Origin of the sequence: Mesorhizobium sp. M0983, assembly GCF_040318975.1 — a bacterium.
Lineage (GTDB): Bacteria > Pseudomonadota > Alphaproteobacteria > Rhizobiales > Rhizobiaceae > Mesorhizobium.
Map to the genome: position 1 here is coordinate 36,615 of NZ_JAMYNH010000004.1, position 20,691 is coordinate 57,305.

At 61.8% G+C, this 20,691-nt stretch carries 16 protein-coding genes and 3 pseudogenes; 9 read left to right on the forward strand and 10 right to left on the reverse strand.

Going from position 1 to position 20,691, the window contains the following annotated elements; translation table 11 throughout:
- Positions 1 to 27: 27 nt before the first annotated feature.
- Positions 28 to 192 (reverse strand): hypothetical protein, encoded by a 165-nt coding sequence (locus NKH71_RS09250; RefSeq protein WP_023674744.1) that lies wholly within the window; start codon positions 190 to 192, stop codon positions 28 to 30.
- Positions 193 to 577: 385 nt separating this feature from the next.
- On the opposite strand from NKH71_RS09250, the gene NKH71_RS09255 reads away from it, so the two are divergent.
- Both NKH71_RS09255 and NKH71_RS09260 read left to right on the forward strand, forming a co-directional pair.
- Positions 578 to 1,645 (forward strand): aldo/keto reductase, encoded by a 1,068-nt coding sequence (locus NKH71_RS09255; protein ID WP_023717412.1) that lies wholly within the window; start codon positions 578 to 580, stop codon positions 1,643 to 1,645.
- A gap of 48 nt (positions 1,646 to 1,693) precedes the next feature.
- Positions 1,694 to 2,960: pseudogene (locus tag NKH71_RS09260) on the forward strand (cysteine desulfurase-like protein).
- An 18-nt stretch (positions 2,961 to 2,978) separates the two neighbouring features.
- Here NKH71_RS09260 and NKH71_RS09265 read toward each other — a convergent pair.
- The 5 genes from NKH71_RS09265 to NKH71_RS09285 all read right to left on the reverse strand — a co-directional run bounded on the left by NKH71_RS09265 (position 2,979) and on the right by NKH71_RS09285 (position 8,658).
- Positions 2,979 to 4,010 (reverse strand): histone deacetylase family protein, encoded by a 1,032-nt coding sequence (locus NKH71_RS09265; RefSeq protein WP_023717413.1) that lies wholly within the window; start codon positions 4,008 to 4,010, stop codon positions 2,979 to 2,981.
- Positions 4,007 to 4,516, reverse strand: coding sequence for a GNAT family N-acetyltransferase (locus tag NKH71_RS09270; RefSeq protein ID WP_352495812.1), 510 nt, complete (start codon positions 4,514 to 4,516; stop codon positions 4,007 to 4,009). The genes NKH71_RS09265 and NKH71_RS09270 overlap by 4 nt, the downstream gene beginning before the upstream one ends.
- A 192-nt stretch (positions 4,517 to 4,708) precedes the next feature.
- Positions 4,709 to 5,638 (reverse strand): 3,5-dioxohexanoate:acetyl-CoA acetone transferase, encoded by a 930-nt coding sequence (gene kce, locus NKH71_RS09275; RefSeq protein ID WP_352790703.1) that lies wholly within the window; start codon positions 5,636 to 5,638, stop codon positions 4,709 to 4,711.
- 10 nt (positions 5,639 to 5,648) lie between these two features.
- Positions 5,649 to 7,016: an aminotransferase family protein gene (locus NKH71_RS09280; protein ID WP_352817495.1), complete on the reverse strand. Its 1,368-nt coding sequence runs from the start codon at positions 7,014 to 7,016 to the stop codon at positions 5,649 to 5,651.
- 1 nt (position 7,017) lies between these two features.
- A complete protein-coding gene (locus NKH71_RS09285; RefSeq protein WP_352790699.1) occupies positions 7,018 to 8,658 on the reverse strand; it encodes a N,N-dimethylformamidase beta subunit family domain-containing protein in 1,641 nt (546 codons plus the stop codon).
- A gap of 156 nt (positions 8,659 to 8,814) precedes the next feature.
- Between NKH71_RS09285 and NKH71_RS09290 the strand changes: the two genes are divergently transcribed.
- The 5 genes from NKH71_RS09290 to NKH71_RS09310 all read left to right on the forward strand — a co-directional run bounded on the left by NKH71_RS09290 (position 8,815) and on the right by NKH71_RS09310 (position 11,578).
- Positions 8,815 to 9,063: a ParB N-terminal domain-containing protein gene (locus NKH71_RS09290; protein WP_023717418.1), complete on the forward strand. Its 249-nt coding sequence runs from the start codon at positions 8,815 to 8,817 to the stop codon at positions 9,061 to 9,063.
- A 123-nt stretch (positions 9,064 to 9,186) separates the two neighbouring features.
- Positions 9,187 to 9,672, forward strand: coding sequence for an SRPBCC family protein (locus NKH71_RS09295; protein WP_352587676.1), 486 nt, complete (start codon positions 9,187 to 9,189; stop codon positions 9,670 to 9,672).
- Positions 9,673 to 9,696: 24 nt separating this feature from the next.
- Positions 9,697 to 10,653: an alpha/beta fold hydrolase gene (locus tag NKH71_RS09300; protein ID WP_352790697.1), complete on the forward strand. Its 957-nt coding sequence runs from the start codon at positions 9,697 to 9,699 to the stop codon at positions 10,651 to 10,653.
- A 195-nt stretch (positions 10,654 to 10,848) separates the two neighbouring features.
- Positions 10,849 to 11,247: a GFA family protein gene (locus NKH71_RS09305; RefSeq protein WP_023717421.1), complete on the forward strand. Its 399-nt coding sequence runs from the start codon at positions 10,849 to 10,851 to the stop codon at positions 11,245 to 11,247.
- A gap of 118 nt (positions 11,248 to 11,365) precedes the next feature.
- Entirely contained in the window at positions 11,366 to 11,578 is a 213-nt protein-coding gene (locus NKH71_RS09310; protein ID WP_352495816.1) for a hypothetical protein, read from the forward strand.
- Between the two features lie 13 nt (positions 11,579 to 11,591).
- On the opposite strand, the gene NKH71_RS09315 is transcribed toward NKH71_RS09310, so the two are convergent.
- Entirely contained in the window at positions 11,592 to 12,506 is a 915-nt protein-coding gene (locus tag NKH71_RS09315; protein ID WP_352894793.1) for a hypothetical protein, read from the reverse strand.
- A 259-nt stretch (positions 12,507 to 12,765) separates the two neighbouring features.
- Here NKH71_RS09315 and NKH71_RS33415 point away from each other — a divergent pair.
- Together NKH71_RS33415 and NKH71_RS09320 are read left to right on the forward strand one after the other, a co-directional pair.
- Positions 12,766 to 12,912 (forward strand): annotated as a pseudogene (locus NKH71_RS33415) (glycoside hydrolase family 25 protein); the annotation flags it as partial.
- A gap of 81 nt (positions 12,913 to 12,993) precedes the next feature.
- Positions 12,994 to 13,785, forward strand: a pseudogene (locus tag NKH71_RS09320) (glycoside hydrolase family 25 protein); the annotation flags it as partial.
- 70 nt (positions 13,786 to 13,855) lie between these two features.
- On the opposite strand, the gene NKH71_RS09325 reads toward NKH71_RS09320, so the two are convergent.
- The 3 genes from NKH71_RS09325 to NKH71_RS09335 all read right to left on the reverse strand — a co-directional run bounded on the left by NKH71_RS09325 (position 13,856) and on the right by NKH71_RS09335 (position 20,109).
- Complete coding sequence (locus NKH71_RS09325; protein WP_352894795.1) at positions 13,856 to 15,415, reverse strand: M48 family metalloprotease; 1,560 nt, start codon at positions 15,413 to 15,415, stop codon at positions 13,856 to 13,858.
- The gene (locus NKH71_RS09330) at positions 15,412 to 15,744 is read right to left on the reverse strand and encodes a hypothetical protein (protein WP_352790690.1); all 333 of its coding nucleotides are present in this window, start codon (positions 15,742 to 15,744) and stop codon (positions 15,412 to 15,414) included. Before NKH71_RS09330 ends, NKH71_RS09325 begins: the two co-directional genes overlap by 4 nt.
- A 600-nt stretch (positions 15,745 to 16,344) precedes the next feature.
- Positions 16,345 to 20,109: a vitamin B12-dependent ribonucleotide reductase gene (locus NKH71_RS09335; RefSeq protein ID WP_352481147.1), complete on the reverse strand. Its 3,765-nt coding sequence runs from the start codon at positions 20,107 to 20,109 to the stop codon at positions 16,345 to 16,347.
- Positions 20,110 to 20,691 lie beyond the last annotated feature (582 nt).

Consider the following 20,691-nt stretch of genomic DNA (forward strand, 5'->3'; position numbering starts at 1 on the left):
GCGCCGGGATATCTCGCGGTGCACTGTTTAGCGCAAGGACATTTCCCGGGCGATGCGTGGGAAATCGGCCGGCTTGACCCCGATATCGGCGCGATCGGCATTGCTCATCGAATGGAGTAGCGCCAGTGCCGCGCGATAGCGCAGCTGTTCCCGCGGACGCGGACGGGCGAACATTTCAGTGAAGAATCCCATGATTCAAGCCCCTCTATTGAAACCTCCGCGGCCTTCAATATAGGCGGATCATGACGATTGTGCAGTGCAGCATTCGCATGGCAGCCATGCTGCCCCGATCTTTTTTGACATAATTCGGCTGGTCCGGCGAAACTTCTGCGGCACTTCGACCGTATGCGTCAGTGCCGGCATTTGGCCGGTTTTTCCTCGCCATTCCTGGCGAACTTCCGGACTGCATGCACATGCAGTCCGGCTTTTTATTGGCCGTGGGGATAAACCCCGTTCGCCGGCATCCTGGGAAAGTCGCCTGGCCTGCCGGCGGCGGGCTTGGAAGCGGCCGGCGCTTTCCTGTATGCTATTGCTTCCTCCTCGCGCAGCCGCGCAAAATTCCCGCCGGAGAACCTCCATGCACAAACGCCGCCTCGGCCAGACCGATCTTTTCGTGTCGCAGATCTGCCTCGGCTCGATGACCTGGGGCCAGCAGAACACCGAGGCGGACGGTCACGCTCAGATGGATTTGGCGTTTGCGCGCGGCGTCAATTTCATCGACACCGCCGAACTCTATCCGATCCCGCCCAAGGCCGAGACGCAGGGCCGCACCGAGACAATCATCGGCAACTGGATGAAGGAGAAGCGCAATCGCGGCCAGGTGATCATCGCCTCGAAAGTGGTTGGCCGCACCGCCAACACCTGGTTTCGCGGCGACCGCCCGTCGAAGCTGGTGCGCGCCGACATCTTCGACGCTATTGATAAGTCACTCGCCAGGCTCAACACCGATTACATCGATCTCTACCAGATCCATTGGCCGGAACGCGACGTACCGTGGGGCGCCAATCCGAACCGCATCGGCGCCGTGCCGCGACGCTCCGATGCCGCCGGCGTGCCGGAGGGCGAGACGCCGATCGCCGAGACGCTTGGTGTGTTCGACGAGCTGGTGAAGGCCGGCAAGATCCGCCACTTCGGCCTGTCGAACGAGAATTCCTGGGGCGTCATGCGTTTCATTGCCGAAGCCGACAAGGGCCTCGGCCCGCGCGTCGTCTCGTTGCAGAACGCCTATAATTTCGTCAACCGCACCTTCGAGGTGAACCTTGCCGAAGTCTGCGAGCGCGAGCAGGTGTCGCTGCTTGCCTATTCGCCGCTGGCGCAAGGCTATTTGACCGGCAAATACGATCATGGCGCGCGGCCGCAGGGCTCGCGCTCGCAGTTGTTCAACCGCGGCCAGCGCTACGAGACGCCGAATGCTGCCGAAGTGCAGCTCGAATACAACCGGTTGGCGCGCACCTTCGGCATGGAGCCGGCCCTGTTTGCCAATGCCTATGTCTCGAACCGGCCCTTGGTCACTTCGAACATCATCGGTGCCACCACCATTTCGCAACTCGAAATGGCGCTCTCTTCCGCCAACGTGGTCTGGACCGAGGACATGCAGAAAGCCGTCGATGCGATCCACCAGCGCGTCGGCAATCCGTGCCCGTGAGGCGTCGAGACGTGATCGTCCGATGATCATAAGGGGAGGGGAACAGCCATGGACTTCCGGATCGACGCGGTGCGCGCAAAATTTCCGGCCTTGTCGCTGACCGACAAGGGCCGCAGGCGCATCTATCTCGACAATCCTGCCGGCACGCAGGTGCCGCAGGCGGTGGCGGACGCGGTGTCACGCTGCCTGCTGACCACCAATGCCAATCTCGGCGGCTTCTTCGAGACCACCATCGCGGCACAAGACATCGTCGACGAGGCCCATCTGGCGATGGCGGATTTCCTTGGCGCGGCAAGTCCGCGGGAAATCATCATCGGCGCCAACATGACGACGTTGACCTACCACATGTCGCGAACGCTTGGCCGTACGATGAAACCCGGCGACGAGATCATCCTCACCCGCATGGACCATGAGGGCAACATCTCACCCTGGCTGCAACTGGCTGAAGACCTTGGCCTTGTCGTGCGCTGGCTACCTTTCGACCAGCAGAGCTGGCAGATCGAGGAGGCGGCGCTCGCCGCGCTGCTTTCCGAGAGGACGCGGCTCATCGCGCTCAACTACGCCAGCAATCTCACCGGGGTCGATCAACCGGGTGAAGGCGTTGACCCGCACTGCCAGGCAGGCCGGTGCGTTGGTCTACGTTGATGCCGTGCAGTTCGCCCCGCATGGCCTGATCGACGTCCAAAATCTCGGCTGTGATTTCCTGATCTGCTCGGCCTACAAGTTCTTCGGCCCACATATGGGAATTTTGTGGGGCAGGCTGGACGTCGTCGATGCGCTGAAGCCGTACAAATGCCGTTGCTCGTCCAATGCCTTGCCGGAGCGCTTCGAGCTCGGCACGCCGCAAATTGAATTGATGGCCGGCCTGTCGGCGGCGGTCGATTATCTTGCCGAGCTGGGCGCGGCGGCCGGCGATCAAGCATCGCGCCGCCAGAAAATAACCAAGGCCTTCGAATTGTCGATCGCTTACGAGAACCCGCTGGCGCAACGGCTGATCGACGGTCTGTCGGATATTGCCGGCCTGACCATCCACGGCATCACCGATCCGAAGCGGATCAATGAGCGCGTGCCGACGGTGTCCTTCACCGTCCAAGGCATCGTGCCGGAGGCGATCGTGCGGCAGATGAATGCGGAAAACATCTTCCTATGGTCCGGCCACAACTACGCCTGGGAGATTGTGCACCAGCTCGGCATTCCGGCCGACCAGGGCGTCGTGCGCATAGGCATCGCTCATTACAACACTTCAGCCGAGATCGACGAGACGCTGGAGAGTGTGCACCGCGTTGTCGCCATGCTGAGGCAGGAACGATCCTGAGCGCGCCTCGCGGGCCGATCATCGCTTGTGGGCGCCGCCAAAACCGGTGAGGAAGGCGGTGAGATTGTCGCCGAGCTCGTCGCAGAGATAGCCGCCTTCCTGGACGATGACTGTCGATAGGCCGAGACCGGCGATGGCCTCGCCAATGCGCGAGAAACCGGGCGTGCTCACCGACAGCCCACCGAACGGATCGCCCTCGAAGGCGTCGAGGCCGAGCGCCACCACCAGCGCTTCTGGCGCAAAGGCGCGGATACGCTGGAAAGCCACGTCCAGTGCTTCGAGGAATGCGGCGTCGCCGGATTTGCGCGGCAGCGGCAGGTTGAGATTGTAGCCGAGGCCGGCGCCTTCGCCGCGCTCGTCGGCATGGCCCCAGAAAAACGGATAGAAGCGCACCGGGTCGGCATGCAGCGACACGGTGAGCACGTCCGGCCGGGCATAGAAGATGCCCTGCGTGCCATTGCCGTGATGCAGGTCGACGTCGAGGATCGCCACCCGCGCCGCTTGCTTGCGCAGAACCCGTGCGGCGACCGCCGAATTGTTGATGAAGCAGAAGCCGCCGGCGACCTCGGCAAAGGCGTGATGGCCGGGCGGACGGCAGAGCGCATAGGCTGAAGGCACGCCCGACATCACCGCCTCGGCTGCTTCAACCGCGCTCCAGGCGCTCCACAGTGCGCTCTGCCACGTCTCGCCGGAGATCGGGCAGGCGGTGTCGGCCATGTGGTAGCCGGCCTGGCCGACTGCCGAGGCAGGATAGGAGCCGTGCCGCGCGATCGGATGGATGTTGGGAATGACCTCGGCAGAGGCACCCTCGATGCGCTGCCAGCGCGCGAAGATATGCTGGAGGAAATCGAGATATTCGGGCGTATGCACCGCCGCAATCGGGCCGAGCCCGTGATCCCGCGGCCGTTCGATCGTGCAGCCGGCAGCCTTTGCGCCGGCTAGCAATCGCTCGACCCGTTCCGGCTTTTCCGGATTGGGCTGCGGCGCGCCGCTTGAGAGGAACGCCTTCGGGTCGTGGCGCTTCTGTTCTTCGGCATAGAAGGCTTTCATGTTGGCTCCTCCGGTGCATCGGCGAAGGCGAAAAAGGCGTCGCCGACGATCTTCTGCACCTGCTCGTAGCTCGACCAGGCAATGCCCAACCGTTCGTAAAAAGCCTTGGCGGTCTCGTTGTCGGTATCGACGGACAGCCTGAGATAGACGCCGCCTGCCTTCCGGCACTGCGCCGCCACCCGGCGCAGCAGGCGCTCGCCGATCCTGCGGCCGCGAAACCGGTCCTCGACGTAGAGGTCCTGCACATAGACGCCGGGTCGTCCCATCCATGTCGAGAAGATCGGAAAATGCAGGCAAAGCCCGGCAAATTCGCCGCCGACTTCGGCGATCAAGGTCGAGAAGGCAGGCTTTTCGCCAAAGCCATAGGTGCGGAGATCCGCAGCTGTCGAGGTGATCTCCTGATGTGCGCCGACATGCGCGCCGAGCCGTAGGAGTGCGGCGTGGATGGTTTCGACGTCCTCCACCCGGCCGGGGCGGATAAGCACGTTTGTGGATGGCGTACTCACGGCAGGCAGGGCGCCCAGGCACCCCCCTCTGTCCTGCCGGACATCTCCCCCTCAAGGGGGGAGATTGGATGTCGCGCCGGGTTTCGCGATTCACCAACGTTGCAGGGTGGGCAGCGAGATCGAAGCTGCCGATCTCTCCCCTTGAGGGGGAGATGGCCGGCAGGCCAGAGGGGGTGTGCCGGAGCGCAACCATCAGAACGCCACACGGTCGCCGCCCTTGAGCGCCAGCATCTGCCGCGCCTCGGCCGGCGTCGCGACGTCCAGCGACAGCCCGTCGAGCACGCTGCGGATACGGCGGACCTGGTCGGCATTGGACTTGGCCAGTTGGCGCCCGTCGTAGAGGCTGTCCTCCAGCCCGACGCGGACATTGCCGCCCATCGCCGCCGCAATCGAGATCATCGGCATCTGATGGCGTCCGGCGGCCAGCACCGAAAACTGGTAGCTGTCGCCGAACAGTTTGTCGGCGATGCGCTTCATGTGGATCAGGTTTTCGGGATCGGCGCCGATGCCACCGAGGATGCCGAACACGAACTGGATGAACAGCGGTCCCGACACCAGCCCGCGGTCGCGGAAATGCGCCAGCGAGTAGAGATGGCCGACATCGTAGCATTCGAATTCGAAGCGCGTGCCGCATCCGCGCCCAAGCTTTTCGAGCACCGTCTCCATGTCGGCAAAGGTGTTCTTGAAGATCGTGTCGCGGGTCGCCTCGAGCAGCTTCGGCTCCCATTCGTGCTGCCACTCCCGCGGCCGCTCGAGCATGGGGAACAGCGCGAAATTCATCGAGCCCATGTTGAGCGAGCACATTTCCGGCTCCGCCCTGAGCGGCGCGGCCAACCGCTGGTCGAGCGTCATCAGCGAGGAGCCACCGGTGGTGATGTTGATCACTGCGTCGGTCGCCTGCTTGATGCGCGGCAGGAACTGCATGAACACCTCGGGGTCGGCGGTCGGCCTCCCACCCTTGGGGTCGCGGGCGTGAAGATGCAGGATCGAGGCACCGGCTTCGGCGGCGGCGATCGCGTCGGCGGCGATCTGGTCCGGCGTCACCGGCAGATGCGGCGACATCGATGGTGTGTGCACCGACCCGGTGACGGCGCAGGTGATAATGACTTTTCGCAGCGCCATGGTTCGCCCCTCAGCCTTCGACCGGCAGGTCGAGTTCACCGGCCAGCACTTCGAGCGAGTCGCCGATGATGGCTACGATCTCGCCGATCTGCGCGGCGGTGACGATCATCGGCGGCGCGACCATGAAATTGTCGCCATCGACACCGCCCTTGACCTTGCGTCCGTAGATGATCAGGCCGCGCTCATAGGCGAGGTCGAGCAGGCGCTGGGTGGCCTTCTTTGCCGGCTCGATCGGCCTCAGCGTTTCTGGGTCGGCGACCATTTCGGCACCGGTGAGCAGGCCCTTGCCGCGGACGTCGGCGATGAACGGAAACCGCTTCGCCAATCCCTTCAGCTCGTCCATCAAAAGCTTGCCCATATCAGCCGCGTTGGCGATCAGACCGAGACGGTCCATCTCGCCGAGCACGGCGAGGCCGGCGGCGCAGGCGAGCGGATTGCCGGCATAGGTATGGCCGTGCTGGAAGCCGCCGGACGCGAGCAACGGCTGCACCAGCCGTATCGGTGCCACCAGCGCGCCGAGCGGCGCGTAGCCCGAGCCCAGCCCCTTCGACAGCGCGACGATGTCGGGCTTGCAGTTCCAGTGGTCGCCGCCGAGGAATTTTCCGGTGCGGCCGGCACCGCTCATCACTTCGTCATGGATGAGCAGGATGCCGTAGCGATCGCAGATCTCGCGGATGCGCGGATAGTAGCTGTCCGGCGCCACCAGTGCTGCCGTGGCAGCGCCGCCGACCGGCTCCATGATGAAGGCGAGCACGCTGTCCGGCCCCTCGGCGAGAATCTTCTCCTCCAGCATGTCGGCATAGCGGATGCCGCGCTGTTCCATCGAAAGATTGTCGCGGTCGCGCCAGGCGATGGGCGCCGGCACGGTCGGCATCACTTGCATCATCGGCGCAAATGTTTCGGCCAGCGCATCGTCGCCGGTGACGGCGAGCGCACCCAGCGTGCCGCCATGATAGGACGGAAAACGCGTGATCACCTTCCAGCGGCTGGGCTGGCCGGTGGCGACCGCCCATTGCCGCGCCAGCTTGACGCAGGATTCCGTTGCCTCCGAGCCGCCCGAGACGAAAAAGATGCGGTCCAGGCCCTCGGGGAGTTTGGCCGCCAGTTGCCGCGCGAGCTCCTCGGCCGGTTCGTTCTCGAAATGCAGGCGGTAGGCGAAGGTGGCGCGGTCCATCTGCCGTTTCATCGCGTCGAGCACGTTGCGGTTGGAGTGGCCGATATTGGCGACCATCGGCCCGCTCGATCCGTCGATGAAGCGGCGGCCATCCTGCGTCCACATGTAGATGCCTTCGGCGCGGTCGATCAGCGGCCGACGCAGGCTGGACAGATAAAACAGATGCGAGGCTTCGCGGGCTTCCGGGACAGGGGGCTTCAGCATGTCATGGCTTTCCAAGATAGCGGTCGAGGACATTTCTGGTGACGCGCTCGACCATCGCGTCCTGCCTTAGCAGGCCGGCGACCCATTCGCAGCTTCCTGCGTGAAACACCTCGCCCTTGCCGCGCGGGAAATTGACGATCATGCCGTTGCCGCGTCTGACCTTGTCGAGATTGGCGTCGCTTGCCTCGCCGAACAGCGTTTCGGCGGTGAAGCGACCGTCCTCGTCGCCGAGGAACTGGTCCTCGAACGGAATGTCGGCGCTTTCCTCGACCTGGGCAGCCATGCCGACCGCGAGCACCTGCAGGCCGTCCGGTGCGCCGCTGTCGGGCGTGGGGTAGGGCAGGCCGCCGCGGATCTCGAAATCGAGCCCGTCGACCTCGTAGCCATAGACATGGCTGTCGGCGCCGAGCAGGTCGCCATAGTAGATGCCGGTGCCGGCAAACGCCCAATGCTCAGGCCGGTAGACCGGAAAGCCGCGTACGCCGCGCGGCGCGCAGCCGCCCCAGCCCGCATAGACGCCTCTTGTCGCGTTGAGGCCGAAGGTCGCCGCACCCGGCCGGCCGATTTCCGGCGCTTCCCAGGAATTGGTGGCGCGCCTTATATCGCCGCCGCGATAGGCCGGGTCCTCTGCGCGAGCGCGGTATTTGTAGCAGACCTGCCGGCGGCCTTCGTCCTCCAGCCTGGTCTGCCACATGAAATTGCCGGCGAAGCGCGCCGCATGGCCGCCGCGCTCGACATAGGTGTCGACCGCATCGCGCATCTCCCAGGTCCAGTATTCGTCGTGGCCGACGAAGACGACGCAGGCGTAGCCGTCGAGAATGTCGGGCGAAAAATGCAGATCGTGCTGGCTGGCAAGATCGACGGCGTAGCCGGCACGCTCGGCGAAGCGGAAGAAATGGCTGTCATAGCTTGCCCAGCCGGACGAGGCGTATTTCTTCGAATGGCCGGTGGCAAACGCCCATTCCATATGCGGATAGCGCGGCACGGTTTTCGGCGGCACGGCGACTTCGAGCGGCACGCGCGGCGCGTCCCTGGGCAGCACGACGAAGCCGCGGCACCAAGGCCGCTGCGTCGACACTATTCGTGCATACTGGTCGCGGCCTGGCCCGGTGATGCCTTCGTAATGGTTGGAACCGCCCCATGTGTTGTAGGCGAGCCAGGTGCCGGTGGCCGCGACCTGCAGCACGCGACCAAGCTTCTTGCCGGGCTGCGGCGCGACGATGAAAAGATGGTGGTAGCGGATCGGCTTGCCGTCGCGAGCGTCGGCTTCAAGCGTGACGCGATAGGCGCCGGACGGCCAGTCGTCGCCGATGCAAAATTCGAACGATGCTTCCCAGCCGCAGCCCTCGACCGAACACTGATCAGGCGTATCCTGCCAGCGCGCCGCGATCCCGGTCCTTTCGAATATCGTCGTTTCCGTACCGCCGTCGCGGACGATCGCGATGCCGAAACTGGCGGCCGTCGAGCTGACATGCAGCGCCACCATCTCGCCGGGGTGGTAGGAAAAACGGTCGCTGTAGCACCAGATTTCGCCGCGCCCGCCATCCATACCCGGCCATTCCCAGTAATGGCTGCGCACCGCCTGGCGTCGCTGCTCCGGCGTCAGTCCGAAATCGGGAAACTCGGTCGGCAGATGGTTCATGGACACCGCTAAGGTCGAAGGCCGCCATTTCGGCCATCCGCCGGCCAAGCGTCAATTGGAAACGATCGGGCCAGTCATCGCCGGGCTGCTCCCTTGGCCTTGCCGGACAAACAGACTATCTCACAAAACGCGGCCTTGTCCGCCACGGGAGCCGATATGCTGAGAGTGCAAAAGGTTAGGGTCAACGACATTTACGTGCCGACCGCGCGCAAGAAGACGCTGCATCCCGAGACCGTCCGCCATCTTGCCGAGGACATTCTGGAAAACGGCATGAATACGCCGATCCAGGTGCGCCATGACGGCAAGCGCCATATCCTGGTCGAAGGCCTGCATCGGCTCGAAGCGGCCAAGTGGCTCGGCGAGACTGAGATCGACGCCTATCTGGTGCAAGCCAAGCGCCACTGAAGCCACTCGGTTCCGTCGTTCGAATCTCCGGTTCCGCGGATTTTTTCTCGTGGACCGTGTCGGCTTGCGTCTTGTCGGTTCGTCCTAGACACGAAAGCCAAACCCGACATGTGAGGAAACACCATGACCACCAAGCTCGACATCGCCCCCAACTCCGACCGCGAGCTGGTTCTCGCCCGCATCATCGATGCACCGCGCGAGAACGTCTATCGCTGCTGGACCGAGCCGAAGCTGTTGACGCAATGGTTTGCGCCGAAGCCGTGGACGACGCCGCGCGCTGAGATGGACGTTCGCGCCGGCGGCACCAGCCTGGTCGTCATGGCCGGTCCCGACGGCAACGAGTTTGCGAACCCCGGCGTCTTCCTCGAAGTCGTGCCGGGCAGGAAGCTCGTCTTCACCGATGCCTATACCAAGGCGTGGGAGCCTTCCGCCAAACCGTTCATGACCGGCATTGTGACACTCGAGGACGAGGGCACGGGCAAGACCCGCTACGTCGCCCGGGTTGCGCATTGGTCGGTCGCCGACCGCGAACAGCACGAGAAAATGGGTTTTCACGAGGGCTGGGGCCAGTGCGCCGAACAGCTCGAGGAAGTCGCAAGGCGACTTTGATGCAAACGGGAGAGGGAGACTGACATGTCCAGATCGATATTTTTCGCCATTTTCGCTTCGGCCGCCGCGCTGTTTGCCGCGCCGGGCACCATCAACGCTGAGGAGGCCAAGCCCGCCATGACGACCGCAACCGCAACATTGCCGAAGCCGGAAAAATCCGGCCTGCTGCCGATCAACGGTTTGAACTATTATTACGCCGTCTATGGTAAGGGCGAGCCGCTGCTTCTGCTGCATGGCGGGCTCGGCACGACGGATATGTTCGCGCCGATCCTGCCGAAGCTTACCGAAAACCGCACCGTCATCGGCGTCGACCTGCAGGGCCATGGCCGCACCGCACTCGGCGACCGGCCGCTCAGCCTGGAGGCGATGGGCGACGACATGGCGGCGATCGTCAAGGCGCTCGGCTACGACAAGGTCGACGTCATGGGTTATTCGCTGGGTGGCGGCGTCGCCTTCCGCATGGCCGTGCAGCATCCCGAGGCGGTGCGCCGGCTGGTGCTGGTCTCGACCCCCTACGCCGCGGACGGCTTCTATGCCGAGATGCGTGGCCAGCAGGCACAGGTCGGCGCGGCGATGGCTGACATGATGAAGGACACGCCGATGTACAAATCCTACGTCGCCGTTGCGCCGCATCCGGAGGATTTTCCGAAACTCCTCGATCAACTTGGCGCCTATATGCGCAAGGACTACGATTATTCCGCCGACGTGCCGAAGCTGAAAATGCCGGTGATGCTGGTGTTCGGCGACAGCGACATGTACCGGCCCGAGCACGAGATCAAATTCTACCAGATGCTCGGCGGCGGATTGAAGGACGCCGGCTGGACGCGCGAGAACCTGTCGCAGAACCGCCTGGCGATCGTGCCGAACCGCACCCACTACGATGTGTTCTTCGCGCCGGAGCTCACAGCTGCCGCGCTGCCGTTCCTCAATGGCGAGACCAAGGTCAAGACCTGGGACGAAGTCGTCAACGAAACGAACTGACACGCAGTCAATTGTCTGCCGGCCGTCTCCCGCGAGACGGCCGGCATTTCGTCAATGAGGCCTTGGCGCGGCGCATCGGCCAGTCGTGTATCGGTCGCATCACAGCTATAGATGGCGCCATCAAAGCTTTTCAATTGACGCTACCGCGCCTATCGATAGGTATGCCGCCTATCCTCACAGGCAGGGAAACGGGCGATGGCTGGGTATCAGGGCGGGTGTTTGTGCGGCGCGGTGCGCTACCGCGCCGAGGCAGCACCGATCAATGAGCGCGTCTGCCATTGCCGGTTGTGCCAGAAGGCGCTGGGTGCCGCCTTCAACGCGCGCATGCTGTTCCGTATCGACGATGTGACGGTCGACGGACCGCTGGCGATGGTGAATTCCTCGCCCGATCTCAAGCGCGGCTTTTGCCCGCGCTGCGGCACGACGATGTTTTCCCGGCGCGATTCCGCCGGCATCATCGGCGTCACCACCGGCTCGCTCGATGACCCCTCAGTGTTCAGGCCCGAGATGCATATCTGGACCGCCTCGAAGCAGCCCTGGGTGCAGATCGACGACGGCCTGCCGCAATATGAAGGCGCGCCACCTCCGGTTTGAGATGAAATCTGGACAAAATTTAATCCAAAGCGACACGAGATAGCCGGCAAAGCGTCATTGGCGGGCCATCATTGCTGCCTATCTATTGCGTGCGGGCGGCAGTCGAGGAGGCGACGGAATGAACGACAGCATCAACACCCTGGACGAACTCTTGAGCGATCCGATGATCAAGCTGGTGATGGAGCGCGACCGCGTGCAACCGGCGCAACTTCGCACGCTGCTCGAAGAAAAGGTCCGCCGGGCGGACGATGATGTGGCGGTCAACGATCGTTTTGTACCGCCGGCCCACCTGATGGCCACGACCTGCCACAAGCTGTGGCTGTGCGGCTAGGGTCTTGAAGCGGTTAGCCGGAATTTGCCGGCAAATAGCTGTAATGGCTGCGGAAATAAGCGAGCCTGAAGCCGAGGCGCGCATAGTTGCGATACGCCGGCCCGTCGCGTTCGGATTGCGGCGCCTCGATGTCGGCCACGAACAGGTTTGCACCGGCCGCAAGTCCGTCGCGCACCATCGCTTCGCCGAGCATTGCATCGAGGTCGAAGCTCGGCGCCATGATGCCGGGAACCGGCGCGTCGATGCCGCTCCAGGCCATGCCGTCGGCACCGATGAACATCGAGCGCACCGCCGCCACCGCGCCGTCCCGCCGCAGAATGTAATGATGCCAGCCGCGTCGGCCGGCCAGCGCCAGCAACCACGGTGAGGTCGGCAACCGATATTGGCTGTCGATGAACCCAGCCCATTCCCTTGCCGTTGCCGACGTCACCCGCTCGACCGAGACATCCTTCGTCGGGAAAAGCGGCTCCGTTGGCAATGGCGTGGCGTCGCGAAAGATGCGTTCCCAACCGCCCTGACGCTGCAGGCCGCGTGCCTCGAGCCAGCAGCTGAGCGTCGCGGGCTCGGTATGCGGATTGGTGTAGAACCAGGGCCGCAGAATACCGGCCCCGCGATAATGCGCCAGAAGCGCGTCGAGCCGGCTCTCGGTGGCAGCGCTATCGACACCGAGATTCTTGACGCAGTTGAAATGGATGAACGGGATCGTCGTGCAGGTGGTCCAGACGAGATCGCCATCTTCGGCGATGGCTAAGCCTTGCCTTGCGGCAAAGTCTGCCGGGGCGGCGCGATAGAGATCGAGCCAGGCATTGACCTCGGCACGTTCGATGGCGCGGCTGAGATCGTGAGATGTCTCGCCGATTTCGATGGCGGGCGAGCGTGGCTCCGGCGGAGCTACAGGCTGCAATTCTGACAAGGCGGCAGGCTGCATGACTTCCTCCCAAATATGGCCTTACACTGTAAGATTAGCGCACCCTAATCTCATGCCCTGAGTTGTCAAGCGAGATTGCGAGGCAGCCACGTCGCCGAACGTTGGGGGATAGCGCACCTCCGTCCGGGCCAACGTCCCGATGCAAAGCCCTAACAATTCGATTCAAACTTTGTTGGTAGTTTCTTGTTAGGAATCCAGCTTAGTTTGTCCGGCGGCGTTGTCCTGCCTTCGGTCTGTTGTGTTTTGCGTACAGGTCCAGATGCGGATATCAGGCGTCGTCATCTTTTCGATCGCAGCGCTGTGCATTGCCGGCTGTACGTCGACCTCCGGCGTCGATGCGCTGCAAGTGCCGTCCAGCGAGACCACCAGCTCGGTTGTGCGGCCACCCGCGCCGGTGGCATCCGTGGCGAAAACTGATGCTGCGCCCGCTTTTGTCGAACAGGAGCAGGACGAACAGCCGGTCGCGATGGACGTACCCGATCAGGACGTCGAACCGCCGGCCGAGGTGATCGCGCTGATGTCGCCGCCGAAGCGGCTGACACGCGCAGCGCCAGCAATGCTTGCCGAGCCGGTCACACGCTATGGCTTTCGCGATGCCAAGCCGATCAATTTCGGCAAGGCATCCTCGCCCAGGCGCCTTGCCGTTCACGGCGTCGACGTTTCGCGCTGGCAAGGCAATGTGAACTGGCAGAAGCTGCGCGCCCAGGGCGCCAACTTCGCCTACATCAAGGCGACTGACGGCGGCGACCATCTCGACCCGATGTTTACCAGGAACTGGCGCAATGCCGACGCTGCCGGCCTGAAGCGCGGCGCCTATCACTTCTTCTACTGGTGCCGCACCGCCGGCGAGCAGGCCGACTGGTTCATCCGCAACGTGCCGAGGGTCGAGGGCGCGCTGCCGCCGGTGATCGACGTCGAGTGGAACGGCGAATCCAGCTGCAAGCGGCGCCCATCGCGGCAAAAGGTGCTGGAGAAGATGCAGGTGTTCATGGACAAGCTCGAGCGCCACTACGGCCAGCGGCCGATCATCTACACCGCGCCCGACTTCTACCGCGACAATCTCCGGGGCGCATTCCCCGATCATCCATTCTGGCTGCGTGCCGTGGCGGCGCACCCGTCAAAGGTCTATCCCGGCCGCAAATGGCTGTTCTGGCAATATTCCGGCTCCGGCCTGTCGCACGGGGTGAGAGGCCGCATCGACCTCAACGTGTTCCATGGCGACGAGAGGGCCTGGCGCGACTGGACTGGCGGACGGCAGATGGTGGCCGACGCGGAGTAGCGGCACTTCCCTTCTCCCCCTCAAGGGCCCCACACTGGGAAGAATAGGAAGCTGTCAGTGAGGGTGGCAGTCATTCTGTTCGCTGCGGTCTGGAAGATCTCTGGTGCGCGCCTCTACGGGCAGCTTTTGCCGTCCTCGCTCTTTTCCCGTCGGGATCTAGCAGTCGAAGGCGAGGCGATCTAACAAGTCGTATCGCCGCTTCTTTCTGTGGTTTGCTATTCACCATTTCGGCGCCTTGGCCGAACACGCATTCCACCGCATCAGTCAGAGCAGACGCGAACCCAATTACCGCGGGGTCCCCGGGCTGCTCCGGTGTCCAGCCGTGGTTCTCCTCGATTCTGTAAATGGATGACGGAAAACGCCAGGGGATCAATAAGGCTTCCTCCGCCATGTGTATAATCCCGTCCGGACCCGTTGGAAGTTCATCAGGTGGTGGAGATAGCTTTGGGAATGGCATGCCACTGCCTAGACAAAACGCTCCCCGAGACAGGAACTTTGTCATATCGGCGATGGAGTTACGCCCGTACCGAAATTGAAGCAGCTCAAGCCTGTTCCTCGCATCATCATCCATGTTCAGCCAGTAAGCGCACACTGACTCCGGCAATTCAACTTTTCCCCGACTCGACAGGTCTATGAGGTGAAGAAGAAATGCAATTCGCAGTTTCGCATTTCCGTTGTCGAATCGTACTGCCGTTCGCCGCCTTGACCGAGGAGTGCGCTGAAGTGTATTAGTCAAGTAAGTTAGCCCCTCTACGCCCTCAATACATAGGATTAGCGAACTAATTACGTCTATTGGTGGCGTTTTACGCTTTGCGGATTGGATGGAAACGGCAATAAACGCAAAATAATCACAGAAAATCTCTGATTTTTGCTGTGATTTTATGAGTTCAAAATATTTTATCAAAAACATCCCTCGAGTGGCTTGGCCGCTGAAAGAACCGTGTTCGTCAAGTTTAACATCGATCGGCGGGCTGAAGAATGACGTGAATTTTGGCCCATCACCAGTCAACGAGTCTTCGTACATCGCTCCGGCGAAGAATTCGTTTGCAATGGTATTCGCGTATTTAGTCGCGTCATTTTCATCCAAGGTTCCGAAGTGATGACCAATCTCGTGGCCCAGTACGAAGGCGTTCGCGAGATACTCAACAACTCGCGTCATGGAAATAAGACCTATTGGAAAGAATGGCCGCCAATAAGGGTTAGGTGTTGTAGGTGACTTATTAAAAGACGTCCAACTCGATACTAATCGTGCGTGGATGCGCCGAGCGGCGCTGACCTCTCCCCAACTAGCTAGTAATTCTCCCGACCGAATCATGAATTCATTGTAGTGAAAAATTGGATGTTCTATTTTTAAACTCAGATTCATGAACCAATTAATTGCGTTAATCTGCTCATAATCCAGCGCAACTATGCGGATTCCGTCAGCGACACGGAACTCGGAGGAAAATTCAGTCGTCGACATATGAAAGATGAATAGCTTATCAGAGAAATGCGGGTAGATAGCTTCAAATTCCGAAAGAATATCACTTGTTTTCTGGCGGTCAGTTGTTTGAATGGGTAACGAAGGAATACGGTTGAGCCGCCTACGTAATAGACGCTCAAGACTCAGTGGGATGGCAGATAAAATCAATCTTTCTTGCGCCCGTCGATAAAGGTTATGATTTCCTTTATATCAGCAACTGATATATTCTTGAATTTCATCTCTCCAATCTCGATCTCGCCGCGCTTGGCAACTAAGTATCCTAGGACCCCCGTTATGATGGGCCCAACGGCATTGGTTAGCGGCACTAGCCATTCCACCATTGCGCCCGCATCAAAACGCTCAACATCATCGGAATCTCGAAGCTTGTGATCAGGAGAGATCCCTTCCGCTGCTCTTATCTCGTCCCAGTGTTCGGCAAATTCTCTCCCTATATGTTTTGGCACGCGTAGAAGGACATCCAGTTTGCCATCGGCCATGTTCGATTACCCCGTTGAGTATCTATCTAAACCCAAACAACTTCAGCACCTCATCGCCGAAATTGTTGATCACCCTTCACCGCAATCCTGCCCGTCGAAGGGCTGGAATGGCTGCGATGTGTTGGAGCAGAGTGTCGATCAGGCATTCTCGTCGATCAGGCCTCAGCGCCATCTTGAGCGACTTGTAGCCGGCAATGCTAGCGGCGTCACCGGCCAAATCGGAATCAGAATTGGCACCGAATAAGTGTGGTCGAAAGCGACAGCTTTCAGGCCCGGCCTTACCGGGTCCGAAGAGCCAACCTGGAGTCGTAGCCGGGGCCGGCGACTCGCAAAATGGGCTACGCCGCCACCCGGCATTCCGATCAGCGAAGACGGCTTGCAGCCTTCCGAGGCAGTCCTTGTCGATCACAAGCTCTCAATGCCCGGCCTTCGGCCGGTTCCTGAAGCAGCTAAGTTGCCGGCGGGTCGGCTTCAACGCAATGTGCGCCGCGCCGATCGTCGCCAGCTCGCGTCTCAGGCTACTTTTTACCGCTGTAGGGTCACTGTAGCGGAAGAGGAGGAGGAGCAGGAGCCAGCGGCAACAACGAGTAGCATCAGTCCTCAGCTACACCCGCTCGTAGCCCCACAAGTATCGCACTTCTCGCACGTCCCGTTCCGCACCATCGTGAAGTTATGGCATTCCGAGCATTCGTTGCCGGTGTAGCCCTGCATCAGCGATTGCTGGCGCCGGTTGGCGGCGAGCGCTTTGGCTTCGGCTGCTTCTTTCGCCGCCTCGTCGGTGAACAGCTCCGTCGGATCAGACGCTTCCGCGTAGACGATGTCCTCGACCAGTTCCCTGGCGCGCTCCTCGTAGTCGCGCTTGTAGGCGATGGCTTCGTCGCTGGCCGGCTTCAACGTCAGCACGTTGGAGCCGGAGAAGGCGGTTGGGGCGGTACGGGACGGAGTTCCGGAGCCCGCGCCGGCAAAGCCCTTGGGCTCCGCACCCATGCCCGACACCAGCTTGACCGGCGAGGCACCGCGGGTGAGACCCTTGGAGAAGGGCGTCGCCTTGCCTTCGTTGATGCCGCGTCCGAGTGCAGTCTTGTCGAAATCCGACTGGTCGACATGGGCGAGATCGTGGCGGCCGAGATAGGAGACAGCCAGTTCGCGGAACACGTAGTCGAGGATCGACGTGGCGTTCTTGATCGCGTCGTTGCCCTGCACCATGCCGGCCGGCTCGAACTTGGTGAAGGTGAAGGCCTCGACATATTCGTCGAGCGGCACGCCATATTGCAGGCCGAGCGAGATGGCGATGGCGAAGTTGTTCATCATCGCCCGGAAGGCCGCACCTTCCTTGTGCATGTCGATGAAGATCTCGCCGATACGGCCGTCGTCGAACTCGCCGGTCCTGAGATAGACCTTGTGGCCGCCGACGACCGCCTTCTGGGTATAGCCCTTGCGGCGGTTCGGCAGTTTCTCGCGGTCGCGGTAGAGACGCTCGACGACGCGCTCGACGATCTTCTCGGTCACCTGAACGGCGCGCTGCGCGGCCGGTGCCGCGATCAGCTGCTCGACGGCTTCGTCCTCGTCCTCCTCGCCATCGGCGAGCAGCGAGGCATTGAGCGGCTGCGACAGCTTCGAGCCGTCGCGATAGAGCGCGTTGGCCTTCAGCGCCAGCTTCCACGACAGCATGTAGGCGCCCTTGGCGTCTTCCACCGTCGCGTCGTTCGGCATGTTGATGGTCTTGGAAATGGCGCCGGAGATGAAGGGCTGCGCCGCCGCCATCATCATGATGTGGCTGTTGATCGACAGCGAACGCTTGCCGATCTTGCCGCACGGGCTGGCGCAGTCGAACACCGGCAGGTGCTCGGCCTTCAGGAACGGCGCGCCTTCCAGCGTCATCGCCCCGCAGACATGGATGTTGGCGGCCTCGATGTCCTTCTTCGAAAAGCCAAGCGCCGGCAGCATCTCGAACGAGAAATCGTTGAGCTGCTCATCGGTGAAGCCGAACGTCTCCTTCACCCAGTCGGCGCCCAGCGTCCACTGGTTGAAGACGAACTTGATGTCGAAGGCCGACTTCAGCGCGGCATTGAGTGCTGCGATCTTTTCGTCGGTGAAGCCTTTTGCCTTGAGCGAGCCGGGATTGATGCCCGGCGCCTGGTTGAGATTGCCGTGGCCGACGGCATAGGCCTCGATCTCGGCGATCTGGCTCTCGGAATAACCGAGCGTGCGCAACGCTTCCGGAACCGCACGGTTGATGATCTTGAAATAGCCGCCGCCGGCGAGCTTCTTGAATTTTACCAGCGCGAAATCGGGCTCGATGCCGGTGGTGTCGCAATCCATCACCAGGCCGATCGTGCCGGTCGGCGCGATCACCGTTGCCTGCGCGTTGCGGTAGCCATGCTCCTCGCCAAGCTCGATGGCGCGGTCCCAGGCGGCCTTGGCATGGTTGGCAAGCTCCTGCTGCTTGAGATCCGAGGCGACCAGCGGCACCGGGTTGACGGCAAGCTTCTCGTAGCCGTCCCTTTCGCCATAGGCAGCACGGCGGTGATTGCGCATGACGCGCAGCATGTTCTGCGCATTGCGGTCGTAGTCGGGGAAGGCGCCGAGCTCGGCGGCCATTTCAGCCGAAGTGGCATAGGCCGTGCCGGTCATGATCGCGGTGAGGGCGGCGCAGATGGCGCGGCCCTCGTCGGAATCATAGGGAATGCCCGAGGTCATCAGCAGGCCGCCAATATTGGCATAGCCAAGGCCGAGCGTGCGGTACTCGTAGGAAAGCTTGGCGATCTCCTTCGACGGGAACTGCGCCATCATGACGGAGATTTCCAGCACCATGGTCCACAGCCGCACCGTGTGCTCGTAGGCGGCGATGTCGATGGTGCCGTCGGCGTTGCGGTAGGGCAGAAGGTTGATCGAGGCCAGATTGCAGGCGGTGTCGTCGAGGAACATATATTCCGAGCACGGATTTGACGCCCGGATCGCACCGGCCGAGGCGCAGGTGTGCCAGTCGTTCATCGTCGTGTTGAAATGCAGGCCGGGATCGGCCGACGCCCAGGCGGCATAGCCGATCTTTTCCCAGAGATCGCGCGCCTTCAGCGTCTTCAGCACCTTGCCGTCCTTGCGGGCGGTGAGATGCCAGTCTCCATCCTGCTCGACGGCGCGCAGGAAATCGTCCTTCAGCGACACCGAATTGTTGGAGTTCTGGCCGGAAACGGTGAGATAGGCATCCGAATCCCAGTCGGTGTCGTAGGTCTTGAACGACATCGAGGTATAGCCCTGCTTGGCGAACTGGATGACGCGGTAGATGTAGTTCTCCGGCACCGCGTCCTTCTTGGCCGCCTTGATCTCGCGCTTCAGCGCGGTGTTGACCGCCGGATCGAAGCAATCGTCGCCATTGCCTTCGCAGTTGATGCAGGCCTTCATGATCGCTTCGAGGTGCTTCTTGACGATCTTCGAGCCGGTGACCAGCGAGGCTACCTTCTGCTCCTCATTGACCTTCCAGTCGATGAATTCCTCGATATCGGGATGATCGGCGTCGACGATGACCATTTTCGCGGCGCGACGCGTCGTGCCGCCCGACTTGATGGCGCCGGCGGCGCGGTCGCCGATCTTGAGGAAGCTCATCAGGCCCGACGAGCGGCCGCCGCCCGACAGCTTTTCGCCTTCGCCGCGCAGGAACGAGAAGTTGGAGCCGGTGCCGGAGCCGTATTTGAACAGGCGCGCCTCACGCACCCACAAATCCATGATGCCGCCCTCGTTGACGAGGTCGTCCTGCACGCCCTGGATGAAGCAGGCATGCGGCTGCGGATGCTCGTAGGAAGACTTCGACTTGGTCAGCTTGCCGGTGAACGGGTCGACATAGAAATGGCCCTGGCTCGGGCCGTCGATGCCATAGGCCCAGTGCAGGCCGGTGTTGAACCATTGCGGCGAATTCGGTGCGACGCGCTGGGTGGCCAGCATATAGGCGAGCTCGTCGCGGAAGGCGCGCGCGTCTTCCTCCGACTTGAAGTAGCCGCCTTTCCAGCCCCAATAGGTCCAGGTGCCGGCAAGCCGGTCGAAGACCTGGCGGGCGTCGGTCTCGGAACCGTAGCGCTCGGCTTCCGGCAGCTTGGCCAGTTCAGCCTCGTCGGCGACCGAGCGCCACAGGAAGGAGGGGACTTGCGTCTCCTCGACCTTCTTCAGCCGTGCGGGGACGCCCGCCTTGCGGAAATATTTCTGCGCCAGGATATCGGCGGCAACCTGGGAGAACTGCGCCGGCACGTCGATGTTGTCCAAGCGGAACACCACCGAGCCATCCGGATTCTTGATCTCCGAAAGCGCCTTGCGGAATTCAATCTCCGCGTAAGCTGATTGCCCTGGCTTGGTGAAACGACGCTCGATGCGCATTGGTCCGGTCCCTTTTGTCTACATATAGCGCTTTTCCCAGAGGATTTCTGCCCTCGTGACGAAACGCGCATGGCCGCCGTCTGCCGGCGTTCAAAACCGCCGGCTCTCATAGTCACAGTCTCCGCGGCCCTGCCGGTCGAACCTCTTGCGAGGCCGCTGTCCAACGCGCTCACGGACCCTGTGGGTCCCTCAAAACTGAAAACTTTTTGTAACGCCCTCGGTCGAGGGAAATTCACATTATCTAGCGTCGAACCTACCTGCAAACACTAAATATAGTGTTAACAGACAATTTATTCAAGTCCGACAATCCTCCCCTTTCGCCCCCCAAGGCTTCAAAATCCCACGCCTTCGCCGGCCTCGTAAACAGGCGGGAATGCGGATCAAAACGCACATATTCCGGGAAAAAGACCGGCCTCGAAACTTTTCCGGTCGCACTCTCAACAGGAGCGCATGGCCTATAAAAGGCGACTCGTTTTGCGCCGTCAAGGATTCGTTTGCGTAGCTTTTATGACCCCAACATCTTGTGTGTCACATATGTGGATAACGGGGACAGAAGCGCGCTGATTTCCGTTTTTGTAGCCA

Excerpts from the sequence above, each read along its gene's own strand:
- NKH71_RS09300 (WP_352790697.1), top strand. The coding sequence starts at position 9,697 with ATGTCCAGATCGATATTTTTCGCCATTTTCGCTTCGGCCGCCGCGCTG.
- NKH71_RS09290 (WP_023717418.1), top strand. The coding sequence starts at position 8,815 with ATGCTGAGAGTGCAAAAGGTTAGGGTCAACGACATTTACGTGCCGACC.
- NKH71_RS09280 (WP_352817495.1), bottom strand. The coding sequence starts at position 7,016 with ATGCTGAAGCCCCCTGTCCCGGAAGCCCGCGAAGCCTCGCATCTGTTT.
- NKH71_RS09265 (WP_023717413.1), bottom strand. The coding sequence starts at position 4,010 with ATGAAAGCCTTCTATGCCGAAGAACAGAAGCGCCACGACCCGAAGGCG.
- NKH71_RS09295 (WP_352587676.1), top strand. The coding sequence starts at position 9,187 with ATGACCACCAAGCTCGACATCGCCCCCAACTCCGACCGCGAGCTGGTT.
- NKH71_RS09305 (WP_023717421.1), top strand. The coding sequence starts at position 10,849 with ATGGCTGGGTATCAGGGCGGGTGTTTGTGCGGCGCGGTGCGCTACCGC.
- NKH71_RS09250 (WP_023674744.1), bottom strand. The coding sequence starts at position 192 with ATGGGATTCTTCACTGAAATGTTCGCCCGTCCGCGTCCGCGGGAACAG.
- NKH71_RS09255 (WP_023717412.1), top strand. The coding sequence starts at position 578 with ATGCACAAACGCCGCCTCGGCCAGACCGATCTTTTCGTGTCGCAGATC.
- NKH71_RS09335 (WP_352481147.1), bottom strand. The coding sequence starts at position 20,109 with ATGCGCATCGAGCGTCGTTTCACCAAGCCAGGGCAATCAGCTTACGCG.
- NKH71_RS09315 (WP_352894793.1), bottom strand. The coding sequence starts at position 12,506 with ATGCAGCCTGCCGCCTTGTCAGAATTGCAGCCTGTAGCTCCGCCGGAG.
- kce (WP_352790703.1), bottom strand. The coding sequence starts at position 5,638 with ATGGCGCTGCGAAAAGTCATTATCACCTGCGCCGTCACCGGGTCGGTG.
- NKH71_RS09330 (WP_352790690.1), bottom strand. The coding sequence starts at position 15,744 with ATGGCCGATGGCAAACTGGATGTCCTTCTACGCGTGCCAAAACATATA.
- NKH71_RS09310 (WP_352495816.1), top strand. The coding sequence starts at position 11,366 with ATGAACGACAGCATCAACACCCTGGACGAACTCTTGAGCGATCCGATG.
- NKH71_RS09285 (WP_352790699.1), bottom strand. The coding sequence starts at position 8,658 with ATGAACCATCTGCCGACCGAGTTTCCCGATTTCGGACTGACGCCGGAG.